The 22,248-nt window shown below is 30.0% G+C and carries 15 protein-coding genes; 9 read left to right on the plus strand and 6 right to left on the minus strand.

Features of this window, described 5'->3' with window-relative positions; all coding sequences use genetic code 11:
- Positions 1-8 precede the first annotated feature (8 nt).
- From B5464_RS10735 to B5464_RS10750, 4 genes are read left to right on the plus strand one after another with little or no spacing between them, the layout of a single operon-like run.
- Positions 9-524, plus strand: coding sequence for an SRPBCC family protein (locus B5464_RS10735; protein WP_079738356.1), 516 nt, complete (start codon positions 9-11; stop codon positions 522-524).
- 8 nt (positions 525-532) lie between these two features.
- A complete protein-coding gene (locus B5464_RS10740) occupies positions 533-1,570 on the plus strand; it encodes an o-succinylbenzoate synthase (RefSeq protein WP_079738357.1) in 1,038 nt (345 codons plus the stop codon).
- Between the two features lie 3 nt (positions 1,571-1,573).
- On the plus strand, positions 1,574-2,542 hold the full coding sequence (locus B5464_RS10745; protein WP_079738358.1) for a CPBP family intramembrane glutamic endopeptidase: 969 nt from the start codon (positions 1,574-1,576) through the stop codon (positions 2,540-2,542).
- Entirely contained in the window at positions 2,532-3,623 is a 1,092-nt protein-coding gene (locus B5464_RS10750) for an AMP-binding protein (protein ID WP_079738359.1), read from the plus strand. Before B5464_RS10745 ends, B5464_RS10750 begins: the two co-directional genes overlap by 11 nt.
- Here B5464_RS10750 and B5464_RS10755 read toward each other — a convergent pair.
- A complete protein-coding gene (locus tag B5464_RS10755; RefSeq protein ID WP_079738360.1) occupies positions 3,620-4,885 on the minus strand; it encodes a hypothetical protein in 1,266 nt (421 codons plus the stop codon). The two genes, B5464_RS10750 and B5464_RS10755, sit on opposite strands and share 4 nt — an antisense overlap.
- Before the next feature lie 243 nt (positions 4,886-5,128).
- Complete coding sequence (locus tag B5464_RS10760; protein WP_077808730.1) at positions 5,129-5,845, minus strand: YebC/PmpR family DNA-binding transcriptional regulator; 717 nt, start codon at positions 5,843-5,845, stop codon at positions 5,129-5,131.
- Between the two features lie 160 nt (positions 5,846-6,005).
- Between B5464_RS10760 and B5464_RS10765 the strand changes: the two genes are divergently transcribed.
- Positions 6,006-7,163 (plus strand): T9SS type A sorting domain-containing protein, encoded by a 1,158-nt coding sequence (locus B5464_RS10765; RefSeq protein WP_079738361.1) that lies wholly within the window; start codon positions 6,006-6,008, stop codon positions 7,161-7,163.
- Between the two features lie 47 nt (positions 7,164-7,210).
- Here B5464_RS10765 and B5464_RS10770 read toward each other — a convergent pair whose 3' ends face one another.
- The 4 genes from B5464_RS10770 to B5464_RS10785 form a co-directional block, all read right to left on the minus strand.
- On the minus strand, positions 7,211-8,401 hold the full coding sequence (locus B5464_RS10770) for an acetate/propionate family kinase (RefSeq protein WP_079738362.1): 1,191 nt from the start codon (positions 8,399-8,401) through the stop codon (positions 7,211-7,213).
- Between the two features lie 2 nt (positions 8,402-8,403).
- On the minus strand, positions 8,404-10,497 hold the full coding sequence (pta, locus tag B5464_RS10775; RefSeq protein ID WP_079738363.1) for a phosphate acetyltransferase: 2,094 nt from the start codon (positions 10,495-10,497) through the stop codon (positions 8,404-8,406).
- 95 nt (positions 10,498-10,592) lie between these two features.
- Positions 10,593-12,221 carry an acyl-CoA carboxylase subunit beta gene (locus tag B5464_RS10780; RefSeq protein ID WP_077808735.1) on the minus strand — a complete coding sequence of 543 codons (1,629 nt, stop codon included), beginning with the start codon at positions 12,219-12,221 and terminating at the stop codon, positions 10,593-10,595.
- A 116-nt stretch (positions 12,222-12,337) separates the two neighbouring features.
- On the minus strand, positions 12,338-16,918 hold the full coding sequence (locus tag B5464_RS10785) for a T9SS type B sorting domain-containing protein (RefSeq protein ID WP_079738364.1): 4,581 nt from the start codon (positions 16,916-16,918) through the stop codon (positions 12,338-12,340).
- 193 nt (positions 16,919-17,111) lie between these two features.
- Here B5464_RS10785 and B5464_RS10790 point away from each other — a divergent pair, with 193 nt between their 5' ends.
- The 4 genes from B5464_RS10790 (at position 17,112) to B5464_RS10805 (ending at position 22,247) form a co-directional block, all read left to right on the plus strand.
- Entirely contained in the window at positions 17,112-18,455 is a 1,344-nt protein-coding gene (locus B5464_RS10790) for a microtubule-binding protein (RefSeq protein ID WP_079738365.1), read from the plus strand.
- A 155-nt stretch (positions 18,456-18,610) separates the two neighbouring features.
- A complete protein-coding gene (locus B5464_RS10795) occupies positions 18,611-19,654 on the plus strand; it encodes a hypothetical protein (RefSeq protein WP_079738366.1) in 1,044 nt (347 codons plus the stop codon).
- Positions 19,655-19,711: 57 nt separating this feature from the next.
- Positions 19,712-21,670, plus strand: a complete 1,959-nt coding sequence (locus tag B5464_RS10800; protein WP_079738367.1) for an AAA family ATPase — start codon at positions 19,712-19,714, stop codon at positions 21,668-21,670.
- A complete protein-coding gene (locus B5464_RS10805; protein WP_079738368.1) occupies positions 21,663-22,247 on the plus strand; it encodes an NUDIX domain-containing protein in 585 nt (194 codons plus the stop codon). Before B5464_RS10800 ends, B5464_RS10805 begins: the two co-directional genes overlap by 8 nt.
- Position 22,248 lies beyond the last annotated feature (1 nt).

Below are 22,248 nucleotides of genomic sequence, written 5' to 3' on the forward strand. Positions count from 1 at the left end.
TTATTAAAATGAAAACAATAAAAATTATTTTAATCATTATTTCGGTTTTATTCTTGGCCTTTTTAGCTACAGGTCTTATTGTTAAAGAAACCAAATACAGTGCTAAAGTAGAAATTGATAAGCCTATAACAGAGGTTTTTAATAATTTCTCTAAAATCGATAGCATAAAAAACTGGATACCAGAAGTACAATCTGTAGAGGTTGTAAAAAACAATCCAGGAATTACAGGTAGTATTTATAATGTTGTAGTTATCAATCAAGAACAAGAAATCAATTTAACAGAAAAAATTGTAGCATATGTTCCGAATGAAAAACTAACGTTGTTTTACGACGCAGAAAATATGTTGAAAAAGGATGATTACCTTTTTACAGAAAATAACGGAAAAACAACCATTATGTTAAATGCAAATTGCCAAAGTGATTCTTTTATAATGGCATGCATGTTCCCTTATTTTAAAAGTACTTTTAGAGAACAAGACCAAACGTATCTTAATAATTTTAAAGATTTTATTGAAAATAAATAAGTTTTAAGTTGATAAAAGCAGATTATAAAAAATATATTTTAAATTTTAAAAACCCTAGCGGAACATCGCGTGGAGTTTTAAGAACTAAAGAAACTTGGTTTATTATTCTTAGTAAAGATGGTAAAAAAGGATTCGGTGAAACAGGTTTGTTTAGAGGGTTGAGTATAGATGATGTTGCAGATTATGAAGAAAGACTTAACTGGGTTTGTAAAAATATTCATTTAGGATTAGATGTTTTATTGACCAAATTATCAACTTATCCATCAATTCAATTTGGTTTAGAACAAGCTTTTTTATCCTTAGAAAGTAGTAATGGTTTTAATTTGTTTCCGTCAGAATTTACAAAAGGAAATAAATCGATATCGATTAATGGTTTGGTTTGGATGGGAGATAAAGCCTTTATGAAAACTCAAATAGAAGAGAAACTTAAAACAGGTTTTACTTGTATTAAAATGAAAATTGGTGCGATAGATTTTAAAACCGAATTGAATCTCTTAAAATCTATCAGAAAAGAGTTCTCTTCTAAAGAAATAGAATTAAGAGTTGATGCAAATGGAGCTTTTGGTTCTGATGAAGCTTTAGAAAAGTTAAAACAATTATCAGAATTAGATTTACACTCGATAGAGCAACCAATAAAACAAGGCCAACTAGAAGAAATGGCTAAATTATGTGATGTAACACCTTTACCTATCGCTTTAGATGAAGAGTTAATTGGTGTTTTTTCAACAGAAGAAAAGAAACAAGTTCTAGATATAGTGAATCCGCAGTATATTATTTTAAAACCAAGTTTAATTGGCGGATTTAAGGGAAGTGATACTTGGATTGAATTAGCAGAAAAAAAAGATATAAATTGGTGGATTACATCGGCTTTAGAAAGTAATATTGGTTTAAATGCAATTGCGCAATACACGTTTAGTTTGCAAAATAATTTACCGCAAGGTTTAGGAACTGGTGGTTTGTTTACCAATAATTTCGAAAGCCCGTTAGAGGTTGTCAATGGATCTTTAAGGTATAATAATTCTGTAAATTGGAATTTTAAATTATAAATAATGAATTTTATACAACAAGCATATAAAGGTAAAAATGAATGGTATCATTGGGTTTTTACAATTATTTTAGTTTTCTTAGGATGGCAAATATTAGGTATAATTCCTTTAGCAATGGCTGTTGCGGCACAATCAAAAGATATAAATGAATTTGTAGAATTTGCAGAAAGCAATTTTATGACTTCTGGCTTAGACAAGAATTTACTATTGTTTTTAATGATTTTAACCTTTTTTATAGGGTTGATGTTTTTGTTTATCAGTATTAAATTTATTCATAAAAGAACAATTAAATCATTAATTACAAGTAGAGATAAAGTCGATTGGAAACGTTTTTTCTACGGATTTTTTGTCTGGGGAATTTTAGCAATTGTACTTTCTTATATCGGTATTTTATTAGCTCCAGAAAATTTTACTTGGAATTTTAATCCGAAACCATTTTTTATATTACTGGCAATTTCTTTTTTGTTTCTGCCTTTTCAAACTACTTTAGAAGAGTTGTTGTTTAGAGGTTATTTAATGCAAGGTTTGGGTATTTTAGCAAAAAATAGATGGTTACCATTACTTTTTACCTCGGTTGTTTTTGGTCTTTTACATGGCGCAAATCCAGAAGTTGCTAAACTTGGGCAAATATCTATGGTGTTTTACATTGGTACAGGTTTGTTTTATGGTATTGTAACTTTAATGGATGAAGGCACTGAAATTGCTTTAGGTTTACATGCAATCAACAACATAACTGCTGCTTTTTTTATAACTACAGATTGGACTGTTTTTCAAACAGATGCTTTGTATATTGATACCTCAGAACCATCTGTAACTTGGGAGATGTTTCTACCTGTTTTTGTTTTATATCCTTTAATGCTTTTATTATTTTCAAAAAAATATGGTTGGTCTAATTGGAAAGAAAAGTTGACTGGTCGAATAACAAAACCAGTTAATTTAAAAGAAAATTATAGGGTTTTAGATGAATTATAGTAAGAATTACATTCATAATAGCTTTCAATTAAACGGAAACTCGTTTAGCAATTCTGCAGAGTTATTAAATTATGCGTCTAAAATTTCTAAAGATGTTTTTCTATTTCTAGAAGAATGGTTTTCCGATAGTAATTCAGTAATCATACAAACTTCTGGTTCTACAGGAAAGCCCAAAAACATTGAGCTTCAAAAAGAGAGAATTTTTAATTCTGCTATAGCTACAGGTAATTATTTTAATTTAAAAGCAGAAACAACTGCTTTGTTATGTTTGCCCGCAAGTTATGTAGCTGGTAAGATGATGTTAATTAGAGCACTTACTTTAGGTTGGTCTTTAGACATTGTTACACCAAATTCAAATCCTTTAGAAAATGTTTCTAAAATTTACGATTTTTCTGCGATGGTTCCTTTACAAGTAGAAAATTCTATCAATTATTTAGATAAGATACGTAAACTTATTGTTGGTGGTGGTGTAGTTTCAAACCCTTTATTAGCAAAACTACAAAATGTTTCTACGGATGTTTTTGCTACCTACGGAATGACGGAAACGATAACACATATTGCTGTTAAAAAGTTAAATAATTTTTCGACATTAAAAACCAATTTCAATCAATCAAACTTTTACAAAACCTTGCCAAATGTTACTATTTATGTTGATGAAAGAAACTGTTTGGTAATTAATGCAGTAAAAGTTAGCGAAAAAGTATTATTTACAAATGATGTGGTTCGTTTAATTTCTGATACTCAATTTGAATGGTTAGGTAGATTTGATAACGTAATTAATTCTGGCGGAGTGAAATTACAACCAGAAGTAATAGAAGGTAAGCTAGTTAAAGTACTACAAAAACCTTTTTTTGTGGCAGGAATTTCAGATGATTTATTGGGTAGTAAATTAATTTTGGTTATTGAAGATACTGATGATAATACTTCAGAAAAAAAAGAAGGTATAATCAATAAAATAAAATCTTTAAATCTATTTACTAAATTTGAAATACCAAAAGAAATTTATTTCCTGCCAGAATTTATGTATACAGAATCTAGTAAAATTCAAAGAAATAAAACGTTAAATTTATTAAAACTCTAATCTAAATTTAAAAGATAGTCTCTTAAATTCTCACTTTCTTCTAAGTTTAATTTCTTTTTTATTCTGTAACGAGCAGTTTGCACAGATCTAGGGTCTATCATAAAAATTCTTGCAATTTCTTTTGTTTGCATATGAAGTTTTATAAACATGCAGTGCCTTAGTTCTGTTTCTGTAATATTAGGATGCTTTTCAATTAACTTATCATAAAAATTGTTGTGTAATGCATTAAAATGTTCTGTTAATGTTTTCCAATCTTCATCTCTTTCTAGAACACTATCTATTTGATTGATAATTGTTTTTACTGTTTTTTTATCTTCGGTTTTAAGACCTTTTATGTCAGCTTTTATCTCTTTAAAGTATTGCTTATTATGAAGTAAATTTGTAGTTAACATCATAATTTTTTTATCCCTATTATTGTTTTTATTCTTTAAAGAAGCTATTTTTTTATTTTTCTCTTTATTTGTTTTCTTAAAACTTAATAGGGTAAAATAATAACCAAAAATTCCTAGAATAAAAATTACTATTATTAAGAGTACTATAATTTTAAGGTTATAATTGGTGCTTTCTAAACTCTCTTTTTGAATGACAATTTTATCATGTTCTAATTTAGAATTTAGAATTTCAATTTTATTTGATAATTCATTGTTGGTTCTTTCTTTGTTTTCAAGTACAAAAGACAGAATTTCTGGGTTTTTATGCCCAATTAACTCTAAACTGAAAATACAATCACTAGAATGTTCATAGGCTTGATGTATAGAGATGCTTATTGTATTTTTACCTTTTACAAAAATATTGTTTTCAAAAAAAAATTGATGATATTTCTTTTCTTCTGCACCTTTGATGGTACTGCTAGCTAAAGTAGTTTTTCCAATAGTGATTTTTGGCATGTTATCTCTAAAGAGTTCTTTGCCATTTACATATATAACTGCACCATCATCTCTTCTTAATTTAAATTCGTAAGCAATATAGTCATCATCAATAACTATATTTTTTTTAAAATATTTAGTGATATGTTTTTTTTCTTTATCACCTCCGTAGCTAATTCTAGTAGTTAATTTTTTATCTCCGTAACCTATTGGTGTCAGTCCTTTCTGCCAATTAGTTAGATCTTTTAGATTTGTCCAATCACTTTCTAGGTAACCTTTATCATAATAAAACCAATAATCTTGATTTTTAACAAGTACCTCTTGAGAAAACGCTGTGCTAAATTGTAGTATAAATAAAAGTAAGGTTAAATTTCTGAAAAATCTTAACAGATTCATTTTTAGGTTTTTATTGTTTTGTGTAATGCAAATATAGTAGTTAAATTATAAAATTTTAACAGTTGTAGTAGATAAGTTGGGTTTAAAATTTAACATTCTCATAAAAGAATATTATATTTGTATTAATAGTGAATAAGCTATGTAATAATAAGATTGGGGGATTGAACTTATTGCATATGATATTCAAAAAAAAGTCGTGATTTAATTATCACGACTTTTATTATTTTGTCTCATGCCGAAATTTTAGATTTCCATTGAGTGATAAACATTTTGAACATCATCATCTTCTTCTAATTTTTCAAGTAGCTTTTCTACATCAGCTTGCTGATCTTCTGTTAATTTAGTTGTTGTAGTTGGTATTCTTTCAAAACCAGAAGATAAAATTTCTACATTATTTTCTTCAAAGAAAGATTGTATTGCTCCAAACTGCTCAAAAGGAGCGTAGATAATAACACCTTCTTCATCATCAAAAACTTCTTCAACTTCAAAATCTATCAATTCTAATTCTAATTCTTCCATATCCATCGTAATATCTTCTTTTTTCAAAGTGAAGTTACAGGTATGGTCAAACATAAAAACAACAGAACCAGAAGTACCTAAGTTTCCATCACATTTATTAAATGCTGCTCTAACATTTGCAACAGTTCTATTATTGTTATCTGTTGCCGTTTCTAAAAGAACTGCAATACCGTGTGGAGCATAGCCTTCAAATAAAACTTCTTTATAATTTGCAGTATCTTTATCTGTTGCTTTTTTAATGGCACGTTCTACATTATCTTTTGGCATATTCGCCGCTTTGGCGTTTTGAATAACTGCACGTAAACGAGAATTTGTTTCTGGGTTTGGGCCACCTTCTTTAACAGCCATTACAATGTCTTTACCAATTCTGGTAAATGTTTTTGCCATTGCAGACCAACGTTTCATCTTCCTTGCTTTCCTAAACTCAAATGCTCTACCCATTTCTTTGTTTCTTTAAAATTATAGCTACAAATGTAAAAATTTGAAGTCTGTTTTACAATTATTTTAAACTTCAATTACGATTAAAATATACCTATAAGTAGGTATTGTTTTGGTGAACTTTTTAAGATAGCTTTATGTCTATTCTAAAACACTATCAATTATGAAAAAAATTACTCTTATACTTTTTGTTTTCTGTGGATTAATAATGTCTGCTCAAAACAAATTAACTTCTAGTTTAAGTGAATCTTATAACGGAACTGCTTGGACAAATAATAATAAAAGCATATTTAGTTACGACTCAAACAATAACCTTATTTTAGAAACCGGTTTTTATTGGAATTCAACTTCACAAGATTGGGAAAAAAGTTTTGAAGATTCTTATACTTACAATGCAAATAATAAAGCTTTAGTAAATTCATACCATTCTTATACGACCGGTACAACACAAATTAGCTATCGATATAGAACAAAATACACATATAATAACGACGGTAATGTATCACAAATTTTAGACGAAGATTATGAGAACAATTCTTGGGTTAACGCTTATAAAATAGATCTTACTTATACTAACGGAAAAGTTACAGGTGGTTTAAGTTATGAATGGAATGGAAGTGCTTGGGTTTTTGATGAAGATTCTTCTGAAACTACAGTTAGTTATAATTCTGATGGAACTATTAGTGCTTTTATAAACAAAGCTTGGAATGGTAGTGCTTGGGTAGACGATAGTAGAACTTTATATACTTACGATGCTAATAAAAGAGCTATTTTAGAAGATTCACAAACTTGGGACGGTTCTGTTTGGGCTTCTGATTATAAATTAGAAAATACTTTTGATGCTAACGGTAATATAGTTGTTGAAAAAGAATCATACTTAGAAAATGGAGTTTTTGTAGTAGCTTCTAATGAGGCAATTGCTTTTGACTTAAACGAACAAATGTCTGCATATGCACATCCTTTTAAAGATAAATCTGGTCTCGATTTTCTAGCTAATTCTAATGGTATCGTTAATAAAATACTATCAAGAACAAGTGATAATTATAGAACTACTTATCTTTATAATGGCGCTACAGCAAGCGTAAAAGATGTTTTACTTGCAGATTTTAATACATATCCAAATCCTGTAAAAGATATTTTAACTATTGATAATTCTAATTTTAGAATTAAGAATTTAAACGTGTATAATATTTTAGGAAAAAGAGTTCTTTCTACTACTCAAAATGAATTGGATTTTAAAAACCTAAATAAAGGAGTTTATGTTTTAAAAATAGAAACAGAAAAAGGAAAAATTGGTACTACAAAAATTGTAAAAAAATAAAAATATTAATATTACCACGATTTTTTCTATTGAAAAAATCGTGGCTTTTATTGAATTAATAATTGATACGATTGCTTTGCAATTTCTAATTCTTCGTTTGTAGGTATAATTAATACTTTAACTTTAGATGTTTTAGCTTGTATTTCTCTAATTTCTTTAGATCGAATACTATTTTTATCATGATCTAATTGTATGCTTAGTGCTTCTAAATTGTCGCATACTAATTTTCTCATTAAAGCAGAATTTTCTCCAATACCAGCTGTAAAAATAATAGCGTCTAATCCGTTTAAAGCAGCATTATAAGAGCCTATATATTTTTTTATTCTATAAGCAGCTAGGTTTAAAGCGTTTTCACAATCTTGATTTCCGTTCATAGCTTTTTCAGAAATTTCTCTTAAATCAGAAAAACCTGTAAGCCCTTTCATACCAGAATTTTTGTTTAATAAATTTGACGTTTCCTCTAAAGACAGATTTAATTTTTTCATCAGAAAGAATAGTACAGAATGATCGATGTCTCCAGAGCGAGTTCCCATAATCAATCCATTAGACGGTGCAAAACCCATTGAAGTATCAATACATTTACCATTTTTTATTGCCGCCATACTACAACCATTACCAAGATGAATACTTATAATATTTTTAGAATCTTCTTTTCCTAAATATTCTATTGCTTTCTCTGAAACGTATTTATGACTAGTACCATGAAAACCATATGCTCTAACATGATTTTCTTCTAAAAAAGAATTTTTAATTGCATATTGATACGCTTCTTTTGGCATTGTTTGATGAAAAGCGGTATCAAAAATTGCGATTTGTTTTGCAGAAGTAAAAATAGTTTCTGCAATTTCTATTCCGGTTAAATTTGCAGGATTGTGCAATGGAGCCAGGTCATATAAATCTCGAATACTGTTTTTAACTTCTTGGTTAACAATTGTTGTTTTGTTGAATTTATTACCACCATGAACAACTCGATGACCAACTGCATTAATTTCAGAAACATTATTAATTACACCTATTTTAGAATCTAACAAGGTATTTGCAACTTTATGTAAACCCTCTTTATGATTTAAAATTGGTAAAGTTTCTGTAGTTTTTTGATGATTGTTTTCATGTGTAAAAATAGCATCTTCCATACCAATTCTTTCTACCAAACCAACACATTTAACGGTTTCGTTTGGCATTTCAATAACTTGATATTTTAAAGAAGAAGAACCTGCATTTAAAACTAAAATATTCATAATTAATTTTGATTTGCTTGAATTGCTGTTAATAAAACCGTGTTAAAAATATCATCAATAGTGCAACCTCTACTTAAATCGTTTACAGGTTTATTTAAGCCTTGTAACATTGGGCCAATTGCTAATGCACCAGTTTCTCTTTGTATTGCTTTGTAGGTATTGTTTCCAGTATTTAAATCAGGAAAAATTAAAACAGATGCTTGTCCTGCAACCTCAGAATTAGGCATTTTAGTTCTTGCCACAGACATATCTACCGCTGCATCATACTGTATTGGTCCTTCAATTTTTAATTCAGGATTTTTTGTCTTAACAAGTTCTGTAGCTTTTCTAACTTTTTCGACTTCTTCACCTTTACCAGAGCTACCAGAAGAATAAGAAAGCATTGCTATTTTAGCTTTTATACCAAAAGCTTCTGCAGATTGAGCAGAGGAAATTGCAATTTCAGACAATTGTTCTGCATTTGGATTTGGGTTTACAGCGCAATCTCCCATTACAGAAACTCTATCTGATAAACACATAAAAAATACAGAAGAAACAACAGAAACTCCGGGTTTTGTTTTTATTAATTGCAATGCAGGTTTTATGGTGTGCATTGTTGTGTGTACTGCACCAGAAACCATACCATCTGCTAAACCTTCCATAATCATTAAAGTACCATAATAAGAAACGTCTCTAGTTAAATCTAGTGCAGTAGTTTCTGTCATTCCTTTATGTTTTCTTGATTGATATAAAGTGTTCGCAAAACTTTTATTATGAATTGAATCTTCTGGATTTAAAATATTGATTTCATCTAAATTAATTTGTAATCCTATTTGATCACATTTTAACTGAATAGTATTTCTGTCTCCAAGTAAAGTTAAATCTACAATATTTAACAACTGTAATCGAGCTGCAGCGGCCAAAATACGCTCGTCATCACCTTCGGGTAAAACGATATGTTTTTTTTCTACTCTAGCTTTTTGTAATAAGTTATATTGAAACATGCTAGGTGTTAACTTGTCAGACTTATGTGAAGTTAAAATATTTGTTAAACCCTCTGCATTTACATACTTATCAAAGGTATCTAATGATAAAAGAATCTTTTTATTATGTGTTGCGTATATTTTAGATTTTACACTTCCAATTTTATTAGAAATACCAAAAGTACCACCATCAACAGAAATAATAGGCACAGTAGATTGCACACCTTCTATCAATTTTATAATAGATTCTTCCGGAACTAATGTTCCTGTTAAAATAATTCCTGCAATTTTAGGATAATTCTTAGAAGCATTTGCTTGTAAAGCGCCTAAAATAATATCTGCTCTATCACCTGGTGTTATAACCAAGGCGTTTTCTTTAATTCTTGTTAAATAATTTCTTAGTTGCATTGCGCCAGTACTATAACTGCCAATTGCATTTTCTAAAAATTGCTCACCAAAAAGTACACGACCATTTAAAGCCTTTAAAACTTCTTTTACAGTTGGAAAAGAAAGAAAGTCTATCTTAGGAATAATATCTATTTGTAGTTTTTTAGGGAAACTGTTTGTTAGTTCTGTTCTAATATAATCAACTTCATCAACTTCAATTTTATTAGCAACAATACCAATAACATCTACTTCTTTATTTATGAAAGAATTGTAAGATAATTGCATTGTGTTAATAAAGTCTTTTTTCTTTTTACCATTACCAGAGCCCACAATAAGCGCAGGAATGTTAAGGTTTTTGGCTATCATTAAGTTTACGTCTAGTTCTGTAAAACCTCCATCGCCAGAAAAATCGGTACCTTCTACCAATACATAATCATAATTAGCTTCTAGCTTTTTATATTTTTTTATAACATGATGTATAACTTCATCTTCTTTTCCTTCACTTAAAAGTTCTACAACTTCACTTTGCGTGTAGGCAAAACAATCTTTATAATCTATTTCTAAGTTGAAAAAATTTATGGCTGTATTTGTGTGTTCGTCATAACCATTTTCATCAATTTCATTTATAATCGGTCTAAAGTAACCAACCTTAGCAGATTTGGTTAACATCATTCTTAATAAACCTAAAGAAATTAAAGATTTACCACTATCAGACTCTACAGTAGCAATGTATATAGCTTTACTCATGTTTTTATTGTATTGTTTTGCAAAAATAAGGCATAAAAAAATGACTAATTGTGATATTAGTCATTTATTATTTATTTTGATATAATTGCTAGTTATTAAACCTGTAAAACACCCATATTAAATTGTTTTTCAATAGGAGCATGGTTTGCTGCTTCAATTCCCATAGAAATCCAAGTTCTGGTATCTAACGGATTAATTACCGCATCTGTCCAAATTCTTGCAGCCGCATAATATGGCGAAATTTGTTTGTCGTAACGAGATTTTATCTTGTCAAATAATTCGGCTTCTTTTTCAGGAGTAATTTCTTCACCTCGTTTCTTTAAAGAGGCAGTTTCTATTTGTAACAATACTTTTGCAGCAGAATTACCACTCATAACAGCTAATTCAGCACTAGGCCATGCAGCAATTAATCTTGGATCATAGGCTTTACCGCACATTGCGTAATTACCAGCGCCGTATGAGTTACCAATAACAATGGTAAATTTTGGTACAACAGAATTACTAACAGCATTTACCATTTTTGCTCCATCTTTTATGATTCCGCCATGTTCAGATTTAGAACCTACCATAAAACCTGTTACATCTTGTAAGAAAACCAATGGTATTTTCTTCTGATTACAATTGGCAATAAAACGAGTAGCTTTATCTGCAGAATCATTATAGATTACGCCACCAAATTGCATTTCTCCTTTTTTTGTTTTTACTAATTTACGTTGATTGGCAACAATACCAACTGCCCAACCATCAATTCTAGCATAACCAGTAATTATGGTTTGCCCATAACCTTCTTTATATTGTTCAAATTCAGATTTATCTACCAAACGCTTAATAATTTCTAGCATGTCATATTGCGCATTTCTTTCTCTTGGTAAAATTCCGAAAATATCATCTTCATTTTCTTTTGGCGGAAAAGCTTCTGTTTTACTAAATCCGGCTTTGTCATAATCGCCAATTTTATCAACAATAAATTTTATTTTGTCTAAAGCATCTTTATCGTCTTTGGCTTTATAATCTGTTACACCAGAAATTTCGCAATGTGTGGTAGCACCACCTAAAGTTTCGTTGTCTATAGATTCGCCAATTGCAGCTTTTACCAGATAACTTCCTGCTAAAAATATACTTGCAGTTTTATCAACAATTAAAGCCTCGTCACTCATAATTGGTAAGTAAGCGCCACCAGCAACACAACTGCCCATAACAGCAGAAATTTGTGTAATTCCCATACTGCTCATTATGGCGTTATTTCTAAAAATTCTACCAAAATGTTCTTTGTCTGGAAAAATTTCATCTTGCATTGGTAAATAAACACCAGCAGAATCTACCAAGTAAATAATTGGTAATTTATTTTCGATAGAAATTTCTTGAGCACGTAAATTCTTTTTTCCTGTAATAGGAAACCAAGCACCAGCTTTAACTGTAGCATCGTTAGCAACAACAATACATTGTTTACCTTTAATGTATCCCATTTTTACAACAACACCACCAGAAGGGCAACCGCCATGTTCTTCATACATCTCATCACCTGCAAAAGCTCCTATTTCTATAGATTTAGCATTTTTGTCTAACAAATAATCGATTCTTTCACGAGCAGTCATTTTACCTTTTTCGTGATGTTTATCAATTCTTTTTTGTCCGCCACCTAAATTTACTTTTACTAATCTTTTGCGTAAGTCTGAAGCTAAAAGCTTATTATAATCTTCGTTTTTATTGAAGTTAATATCCATAGGAAATCTTTTCTTAGTTTTTGCTAAATTAATAAATATACTTGTGAAATTCTTCTTAAAACCTCTAGTTTTTAAGTAAATGTTTAATGATTTTTGCTAAATATGTAATTTAATTGCTATTTTCTTAGCAAAGAGAAATTTCCTTTCTTAGAAATGATGGGTTTACTACTATCCACAGGAATTAAATTTACCGAATACCAATAACTGCCAGAAGGAAGTATTTTACCATTACTTTTACCATTCCAGCCGTTGCTATCTAAAGGAATTTCAGCTAAAAGTTTTCCGTATCTATCAAAAATTCTTAAAGAAGTAGCTTTATAAAAAGTATCATTAACACCTTTTATTTGCCACGTATCATTAACTCCATCTTCATTTGGTGTAAAAAATTTTGGATACTCTATTAAAGAAACTAAAAGTTTAGCAGTACCACAACCATTTTTATTTTCGACAACAACATTGTAAATTCCTCCCTTAAGATTAGAAAAAATATTATTTTCTTGAAAAGAACGGATTATGTTGCCATTTTCATCTTCTAAAGCATATTCAAAAGTTTCGTTTATGGTTGGGTTTTTCGGAATATCAATTTCGATACTTAAACCAGAACCAGAATTTGTAGTATCATCTATAACTTTTACAAAGGCTTCATCTAATTGGTCGAAACCAGATTTTTGAACTACAATCGTCTTAGAATTTTCGCAAATTGTATTGTCTTTACTAAACGCAGTTACTGTATATTTTCCTCCTTCAGAAATTTGTATTGATGTTGAATTTCCACCTATTGGTGTTCCATTCTCATTTCTCCAAACGTAATTGTAATCATCTGCAGGATTCTTCACTTCTAAATTATAAGGAATATTTTTAGCGCATATAATTATAGGATCGTTTGGTGCTTCACCTTCGACTTCAAACACAGGAATAGTGTTCGTTTTTAAAAAGAGTTTGCCAATTCCTTCACAATTATTGTTGTTATTATTTTTAATTTTGATAAAAATAGTTTGATTGTAAGCGTAAGCCGGATCTGAGTTGTTTCTATAGTTTGATATATCAGTTATTGGGTTTACAGCTGCGTTTCTGTCGTCTGCATTTTTGTAAAATGATACAGTTATATCAGATTGAATTGCAGTTGGAAATTTGTTTATTATTTCTTGTCTTGCGACGCTAAAATTGAAATTTGTAATTCCGTCTATGTCAGAATTATCAACATTATCATTGCCGTTTATGTCTAAAAAATCATCACAAGATTCAAATGTTTTGTCATAATCTACATCAGTAACATAAGCTGCATTAATTTCTATTTTAGAAATTGTATAACAATCTAATTCAGAAATTGTACGAACCCAAGCTTCGGCATAACCAGCAGTTACCGGGTAATGTTCTTTATCTGTTATTTCTGCTGTACCATTAACAGCGTCTGTTTCTGTTTTGTAATATTTAAAACTATGAGTTGAGTTGTTGCTTATATTTATTTCAGCTTCGGTAAGGTTTACTATAGTGTTTTGGCTCGGATCATCGGCACATTGTAAAATTGTTGCAACCGGATTTAAAATTTCGGGCTTAAGATTAACCGTAATTTTTACAGCATTAGAAGTTACATTACATGCGTTACCGGTTCTCGATAAAATAACTCTAAATTGATGATTATTATAACTTTGTAAAACATTATTAATTTGAAGGTCTTTAGTTTGTGTACCGCTATAAATTGTATTGTTACTTAATGTGGTAAAACTACTACCATTATCTGTAGATATTTGCCATTCATAAGCATCTGCAGTTGCATCGATTGTTAAAATACCGACGGTTTCTTCACATAAAGTAAAATCTTCAAAAGGTGTATTTATAATTATTGGAGCAGAGGTTATGTAGTCTAAATCCGGAGATGTATATCCATCAGAATTATTAATTACTTTACCATTATTATTTACATCAAAAGTTGATGTATCTAGAATTCCGTTATTGTCATTGTCATTAAAACCAGCTTCAAAAACATCAAGACACGCATCATTATCTGCGTCTAATTCAGTAAAATTAAAGATAGAATCTGCATCTGAATCTAAAATTGTATAATTTATAAGTGTACTAGATCCTTCTAAGGAATCCTCTAATCCGTTATTATTAATGTCTGTAAATGTAATTAGAACTCCGTTAGAATTTATGTTTTTATCATGATTGGCTTCAGTAGCATCAAAAATTCCGTCATTATCAGCATCTACATCCAAATAGTTTTTAATTCCGTCATTGTCTGAATCTAAATTGGTTGATATTGAGTTGAAAACATCATCTATACCATCAGAATTTGCATCAGTATTTAATAAGGTTATTTCTTTACCATAAGCATCAAAAAGATCTGGAATTCCATCGTTATCAGAATCAAGATCAAATAGATCTTCTACACCATCATTATCGGAGTCTCTGGAAAAGCATGTAATCGCATAATTACCATTAAAAGTCGAAGCATCTGTATTTGTTGCGGAATGATAAAAATGGATTTCATTGATTTGATTTGCTAAAAATTGAAATGTACTTGCTGCACCAGCAATTGATGTGTTGTATTTAAACTTTATTTCGGAAGCAGAAAATTGAGTAATTCCAGATTCATAAATATTATCATTATTTGTATCTACCAATAATTGATTGTCTGGATTTAAGAGTGTGATATTTTTATTTTCTGGTTTGATTTTTATAATAAAATATTCATCTTCTTTAACTTGATGAGTTGCCGAAATTGTTTGTTTTAAATTGAAATTTATATTTTGAGAAAAACTTAATTTAAATTCATTTACCGCATTTATATCATTTATTAATTTGCTTGTAAAATCGCCATTATTAGTACCTGTAAAAGAATTATTAGTATCGCTTTGCATAAGAAAAGACGTTGTAATTATGTCTTTAACTGTGCCGTCTTCTAAAGTTACGTTAGGCGTATCTAGGTTAGAAAGGTTTATGTTGGCGTTACCAAGAGATTCATCACAATTTAAAATTCCGTCGTTGTCGATGTCTAAATCAATATTATCTATAATTCCGTCATTATCGTAATCATCAGGGCAAATACTTACTAAAATTTCATTAGAAATATATTCGTTGTTAGAACAAGTTATTTTTCCTATTAACCTGTATTTACCAGGTTCTGAAATTAAAGGTTTGTATGACGCGGCGTTACTTTTAAAATCCCAATCATTTATTAGTTCGTTAAAATATTGCCATTCAATTCCACCATCAAAAACAGTTGTATTTGCTGCATTTAAAGTAAGATCGTTTCCTAAGCAATTTCCAAGTGAAGAGATGTTAACATCAAAATTTATTTCTGGATTAGACGGAAAACCTGAATAAAAACTACCAGAAGAAGCGGCGCCATTTTGATTAAAATAAGCACAATAAAGTTCTTCGCTACTTTCTATGGATATATTTCCGGTTAAATCGGAGACTTGATAAGTTACATAATCTGTATTTCCATCAACATTAAATGGGCCGGTAGTGTTAAAATTAGATATTACTTGAGAGTTTATTTTTAAAGTTGCATTTTTATTAGTTACAATTGTTACACCGCCTGCAAAATCTACATCACCAATACTTTCTATATTTGGTATATTATCTACCTTACCTCTGTTTTCGCAATTTAAAGGAGGTACAAAAAATAAACCTTGATTTGCTTCACTGTTATTTGCGCCAACACCTTGGTAAGCAAAAGCAGGTTTAGAAGTTTCTACAAACATATTACCAAACGTATTGTATTCATCTCCTTCTATAAGAGTATAATCTCCTTTATCAAGAGTCGTAAATAGACCTTCACCATTTATTCTTACCTCTGTATTGTCTTCGTGAGCAACAATTAGAACATTTTCCCAGTTATTATTTCCGTCACCTTTTACAAATATATATTCACTGCCAGTTTTACCGGGAATCATTAATTTTTCGATACCAACAATTTGATCAAAACCATAATCTCTTCCGCCACCGCCATGAAAACTTCCATTCGTAGAACCAGAGTTAACAACTATTGGTTTATCAGATTCTATCAGAGCACCGATTAATCCATCTCTATTTATGGTGTTTACAGAACTATTTGCGGCAACAATATAGCTTTCGCCTTCATTTAAATTTATAGTAATTGGTAATGTACCGCTATAATTTTTTATTGAAATTCCGGTTGGTATATCAGAAAAAACAACTTCTGTATTATTTTCTGTAGCCATAACAGATATAAAACTTAGATAGTTATCTTGAGGATTTTGATTCGTAAACATACCGGCTCTAAAGGTTTTTCCTAGAGCAGCATTTCCTTTACTTACCAATGCGCCCGCTTGCGCGCCACCGCCAGCTAAAACTCTTACAGACACGTAAATTGCATCATTGGCCTCTATAATGTAACCTTTATTGTTTGTAATTTGACTAGTTGAGGGTGATGCTACAAATAACTGAGTATTACCTGTGCCAATAGGTATTTCTTTTGGAACTGAATTTGAAACTACGCCTTGTAGAATAGAAGTACTCGGTTGACCAACGGGTATAATCTTATAAGTAACATTTGCGTTACTTGGTGTAGAAATGTATAAATATTGGTTTTCTGGATTTGCGTTGCCAAATTCGGCACTAGTTAATGGCGGAATAAAGTGCTTTTTACTTAATTGCGCATAGCTATTTTCTACAAGAGTAAAACAGATTGAAAATAAAAAGATTATTAAGGTTGTTTTTTTAAACATGTAGAAAAATTATTTGAGTTAAAAATAATAAGAAATTAAGAAATATTTTATAAACTTTTAAAAACTTTATTTTTTTTGTAACAAAAAAGAATTTAAGGCAACATATATGTAAAGTAAATATTCTTTTTTTGAAAAAAAATAACGAAATTGCTACACTTAAAAAAATTGTTCAACTTAAAAAATACAATGCAATATGTCTGATGATTTTGATTTATTAGAAACCAATTCAACACAAAAAACAGAAAAAGTAGATGTAAACTGGGGGAAAGCTATTGATACCATGAAATCGAAACTTTCTCAAGAAGAAGATCCAGAAAAACGTCAAAAGATCTTAAATGCAACCTTAGATGATGTTGTAGATATGGCAAAAGAAGACAGAACTTCTTTACTAGATGCTATTAAAGATTTAACAGATTATCAAGACGAAGTAGGTATTAAGTTCGAAGGCTTTTCGGCATTAAACGAAGCAGAACAAAAAGTAATAGACGATGCCCAAAAAGCATTAGAAAGAGCAAGAGTAGAGTTAGAAGATGCACAAAATAAACCAGATACTTGGTGGAATAATTTGTGGGGAAGAAAATCTAAAATTAAAAAAGAAGAAATGGAATTTGCAGCAGCAGAAAAAGTACGTGCTGGTGCAGACAATAAAGCAAAAGCACTATTTCAGCAACGTATAGAAAGTGCAGATATACAAACACTTTTAGGAGAACTTTCTTTTAAATCTCAAGCAGCGGTTACACGTTTAAAAAACAGAGAAGTAGAAATAAAAGAAGTAGAAGAAAAGCTAAAAACTGCCATTGTAGAAGCTTCTAAAAACCATACCAAAGCTTTAGAAAAAAAGAAAGAGGTAGAAGACAAGCTAGAAGAACAATATGCATTGTTAAAACAAGCAAGACAAGAATTAGATGAAATTGCAGACAAACAATCTACAGCATACTCAGAAGCAATAGGTAAAGTAACAGCAATAGAGCAAAAAGTAGAAGAATTAGAAGGTCTTAAAAATGCTTATACAACACTTGCAGCATCTAAAGATAGTTTTGTGCACAAACACAATTTAACAATTAAAGTTTTAACTTCTTTACGCTCTAATTTACAAACGCATAGAGCAAAATTAAAAAGTGATACCGAAGAAAGATTAAAATATTACGACGGTTATATTGTAGCATTAAAAGCAAGAACAGATCAAGAATTTGCAGCAATTTTAGAGCATTTAGGTGTAAAAACAGATGAACATATTGGTGAAACTTTAGCATCAATGCATTCGGCAAGTGCAAGAGCTCGTCAAGATATGATGGATAATATTCCGGTTCACGAAAAAGTAATGAAAGGTGTTTATAGCACATACGCAGAGGCATTGCATGAAATTAGAGAGAAAGATGTAGACATTCAAAAAAACTTTGCAGATAGATATGGTATCGATATGAAAGAAATTTTCGAAGATTACTACAAAGCAGATGCAAATGCACCAACAGGAGACGATGCAACACCAGCAGAAACTCCAAAACCAACAAGTTCTAACGACGATATGTTGTCTTAAAATAATAAAGGCGTTTCCCCGATGAAAAATCGGGGTCAGGCTTTTCATTATATCTTTTTATCGTACCTCAAAAAAGGATGCCATTACAATCCTTAACGCAGGCTTGTTTGCCAAAACAAATCAATTTATAAGCTTTAAGAATATCAAATTAAAACATGATTACAACACCTTTAGATTCTGCAGTATTAGACTCAAAAGAACAATATGTTTTTTATCATAAAATGGTAGATTTTGTTTTAAAAGAACTTATTGTAAGTGTGCAGCAAGAAAAACTATGCACACAACAAGAGTTGCTAATTTTTAAACAATACTCAGATTTACTTTTATATTCTATAGAAGCTATGCGTATAAAGTATATGTACGACGAAGAAGACAATATGAAAGTAGATTTAACAGATTCTGGTTTCCCTAATTATTTAGAATTTAGATTTTTATACAACGATTTAGAATTAAGAAATGAGTATTTAGATAAATTTACAAGTGTAGACACTTTAAAAGAATCTTTTTTAAATACGCTTTTAGTTAAAAAAGAACCCATTAGAAGGTTAGATTTATTTAAAGCATCCTCTTTAGTCTACTATTCATCCGTAGATAAAAAATATATATTTAACAGATTTGTACAAGGTAAAATTTTAGAAGCACCAAAAGATGCAAATCATCAATACTTAACAAGTTGGAGTTTTTATGATGTTAGCCAAAACAGGCCTTTTATTTGTTATATGTACTTTAATTACAAAGGAAATAATGCTTTAAAGGATCGAGATAAAATCTATCAAACTTTAAAAGAAACAGCAGATAGAGAAATGTCTTTAGATACAATGGCATATAATATCGACAGAAAGTTAGTCGACTTAGAGCCAAAACATATCAAAAGAATAGATTTAGGGCCATTGCATAATGTTTTTGCAAAAGATGAAAATAAAATTACACATGCAATTCTAAGCGCAATTGCAAGAAAAGAAATTCCGTTAGAATCATATGCTTTATCTTTAAAAATCGATGAGGTTTTTTCTGGAGAAACCTTTACAGAAGGCGGGTTTTTCTCAAAACAAACCATGCAAAAATGGAGCGAAGTAATTCAACAAAAATATGTTTTTGCACCGCATAGAATTATTCAGCTTTTACACAATACTGCGCCAGAAGTATTGCACAAACTAGCTAGAAATCTAATAGAATTAGCTAGTTTAAAAATGCAATAGAAATTTAAAAAAACAAATTGCCAACTGTTATAGAATCATAGTAAAATTAGAAAAAGAATGCAGCATAACTCAACATTTCCTATAAAACAAAACGAATTAGATATGCTTCGCGATGAAGCTTCTGGTTATTTAAAAAGTATACAATGGGAACAAAGTAATAGAGCAAAAAATAAAGATAAAGACGCAAAAGACAGCTCTATTTTATTGTATTTATCAAGAGCAAATTCTGGTAGTAATGTAGAAATTACATCAGTTTCTAAAACAATTTTAGGTTTAAAGAAAAGGCTTTTGCCAGATTCTATTGCAATTCCGGTTTATTTAAATCAAACATTATATGCTGTACAAGAAGGTTTAATATTAGGAATTTGGATAAAAGACAGTTATTACGATTCTTCTGGATTATCATCTTTAAACGAAAGAAAAGCGGCATTAGATTCAACAGGTAAAAGAGCCTATGAAAGTAAAATGCAAACTGCAACTGCGTTTCAGTTGTATGCAACTTCGTATAAAATTTTACACGACTTAAAACCACATGCATCTGATGATTTATCTGTAATGAAGCAAAAATTTGCTGGGATTCCAGAAGTGTCATTTTTATCACCATTAAAAGGAATTGCATGTGCTTTATTTTATTTTGATAAATATCTTGGGCACCCAGAAATTGTAAAAACAGATAAAGATGTTATCGATTTTACAGTTGTGTTTTTTGAAGCCTTAATAGATGAAATTCAGTTAAGAAAAAGCACTTTAGAGTACACAGAAACAATTGTAGATAGAACTTATAAATTAGAAAAAACAGATTTTGCCGTTTCTGGTTGGGAGAATGTTTTTTCTGGAACCGCAAAAAGTGTTGAGTTTAATAAAATTAAATTCGAACAAATTGTTGGTAATAAAGATGCAAAGCATTTTGCACGTAGGTTAACAGAAAGAATGTTAAGTTACGATTTTGATGCAAAGAAAAATCCGTTTCAAGAATTGGGTGGTTTTATGCCTGTTTTTATGGGTTACGGAATACCAGGAACAGGTAAAAGTATGTTAATTGCTGCCATTGCAACTCGATTAAAAGAGCATGCAGACAATTTAGATATTCCGTTTTTATTTCATCCAATGCCAGATACTTTAATTAGTACATTTCAAGGTGGTTCTGCAGAAAAAATGGTAGAATGGATGAAACCTATGCAAGACCCAACTAAATTGATTTTTGCACCAATTGATGACGCCGAAAATAACTTGCAAGAAAGAACTGCACAAGGCGTTTCTGCTGGTGTTAAAGAAGTAATTGGTGTTTTCTTACGTTATACAGAAGGTGCTTATGCCGTAAATTATGGGAATTCGTCTATCGGACTTTTTACCAATTTACCAGAAATGTTAGACAAAGCCGTAATTTCTAGAGTACAAGGTAGGTTTAAAATTGATGGTGCAAGAACAGAAAATGACTTTTTAGATCAAGATTATATTTGGTGGAAAAAATTTGAAAAAACAATTCCAGATTTTGTGAATATGCAAAATCCAGAAAATTATCAATATTTAAAAGATCAAGGTCTTACAAAAAATATGGGCGAAATTCTTAGTTCTGTAGAAAAACCATCCGAAGAAAGAGTTTTAGAAGCTTATGACAAAGCTGTGCAAAAGCATAGTACTAATCAGCATTTATTTTTTGCAAGTTTGTATAAAGAAATTCAGCAAATATTTCCATTTTTCTCGTCTAGAGATGTTAGAAACATTCAATCTGCAATTTCTTTGCGTTTAACAGATTTTGATTTGGAAGAAGATTGGTTCGAAAATCCAGAAATTTATTTCAAAAAGAATTACGAAACCAAATTTGGCATGTTGCAAGAATTGATGAAAAGCAATATGAAAGGTTTAGATTTTTCTGAAATTAGAAGACAAGAAGTTGTAAGATATTTAGACAATGTGGCAACGATTGCAGACACCGATTTTAAACGAAAAGTTGATGCTCGTGTGAATCAATTAAACATAGATTTACAAGCAAGAAAATCTTTTGGTAATGAGTAGTTTAAGAGTAAAAAATATAGAAAAAACTGTTTTATCAGACAATTATTACACGCTTTTTAAATTTAATTTTGATTATCAAAAATCTGATGGTAGTTGGGTAAAACCAATGAGAGAAGTTTATGAACGTGGTCATGGTGCAGGAATTTTACTGTATAACACCAAAAAACAGACCGTAATTTTAATCAAACAATTTCGTTTTCCAACGTTTGTACATGATAATGAAGATGGTTTTTTAGTTGAAATTCCGGCAGGATTATTAGATCAAGATAATCCTGAACAATGTATTATACGAGAAACCGAAGAAGAAGTTGGTATTCGATTAAAATCTGTTAAAAAAGTTTACGAAGGGTATTCATCTCCAGGTGTTTTAACAGAGAAAATGCACTTTTTTGTGGCAGAATATTCTGATGATATGAAAGTAAGCGAAGGTGGCGGCATAGCATCAGAAAATGAAGATATAGAAGTTTTAGAAATACCGTTTACAGAAGCTATTGATATGCTAAACAGCGGTAAAATAGAAGATACAAGAACAATTGTATTGCTACAATATGCTCAAATTCATAATTTGTTAAATTAAA

This window comes from Polaribacter sp. KT 15 (assembly GCF_900143115.1).
GTDB lineage: Bacteria > Bacteroidota > Bacteroidia > Flavobacteriales > Flavobacteriaceae > Polaribacter > Polaribacter marinaquae.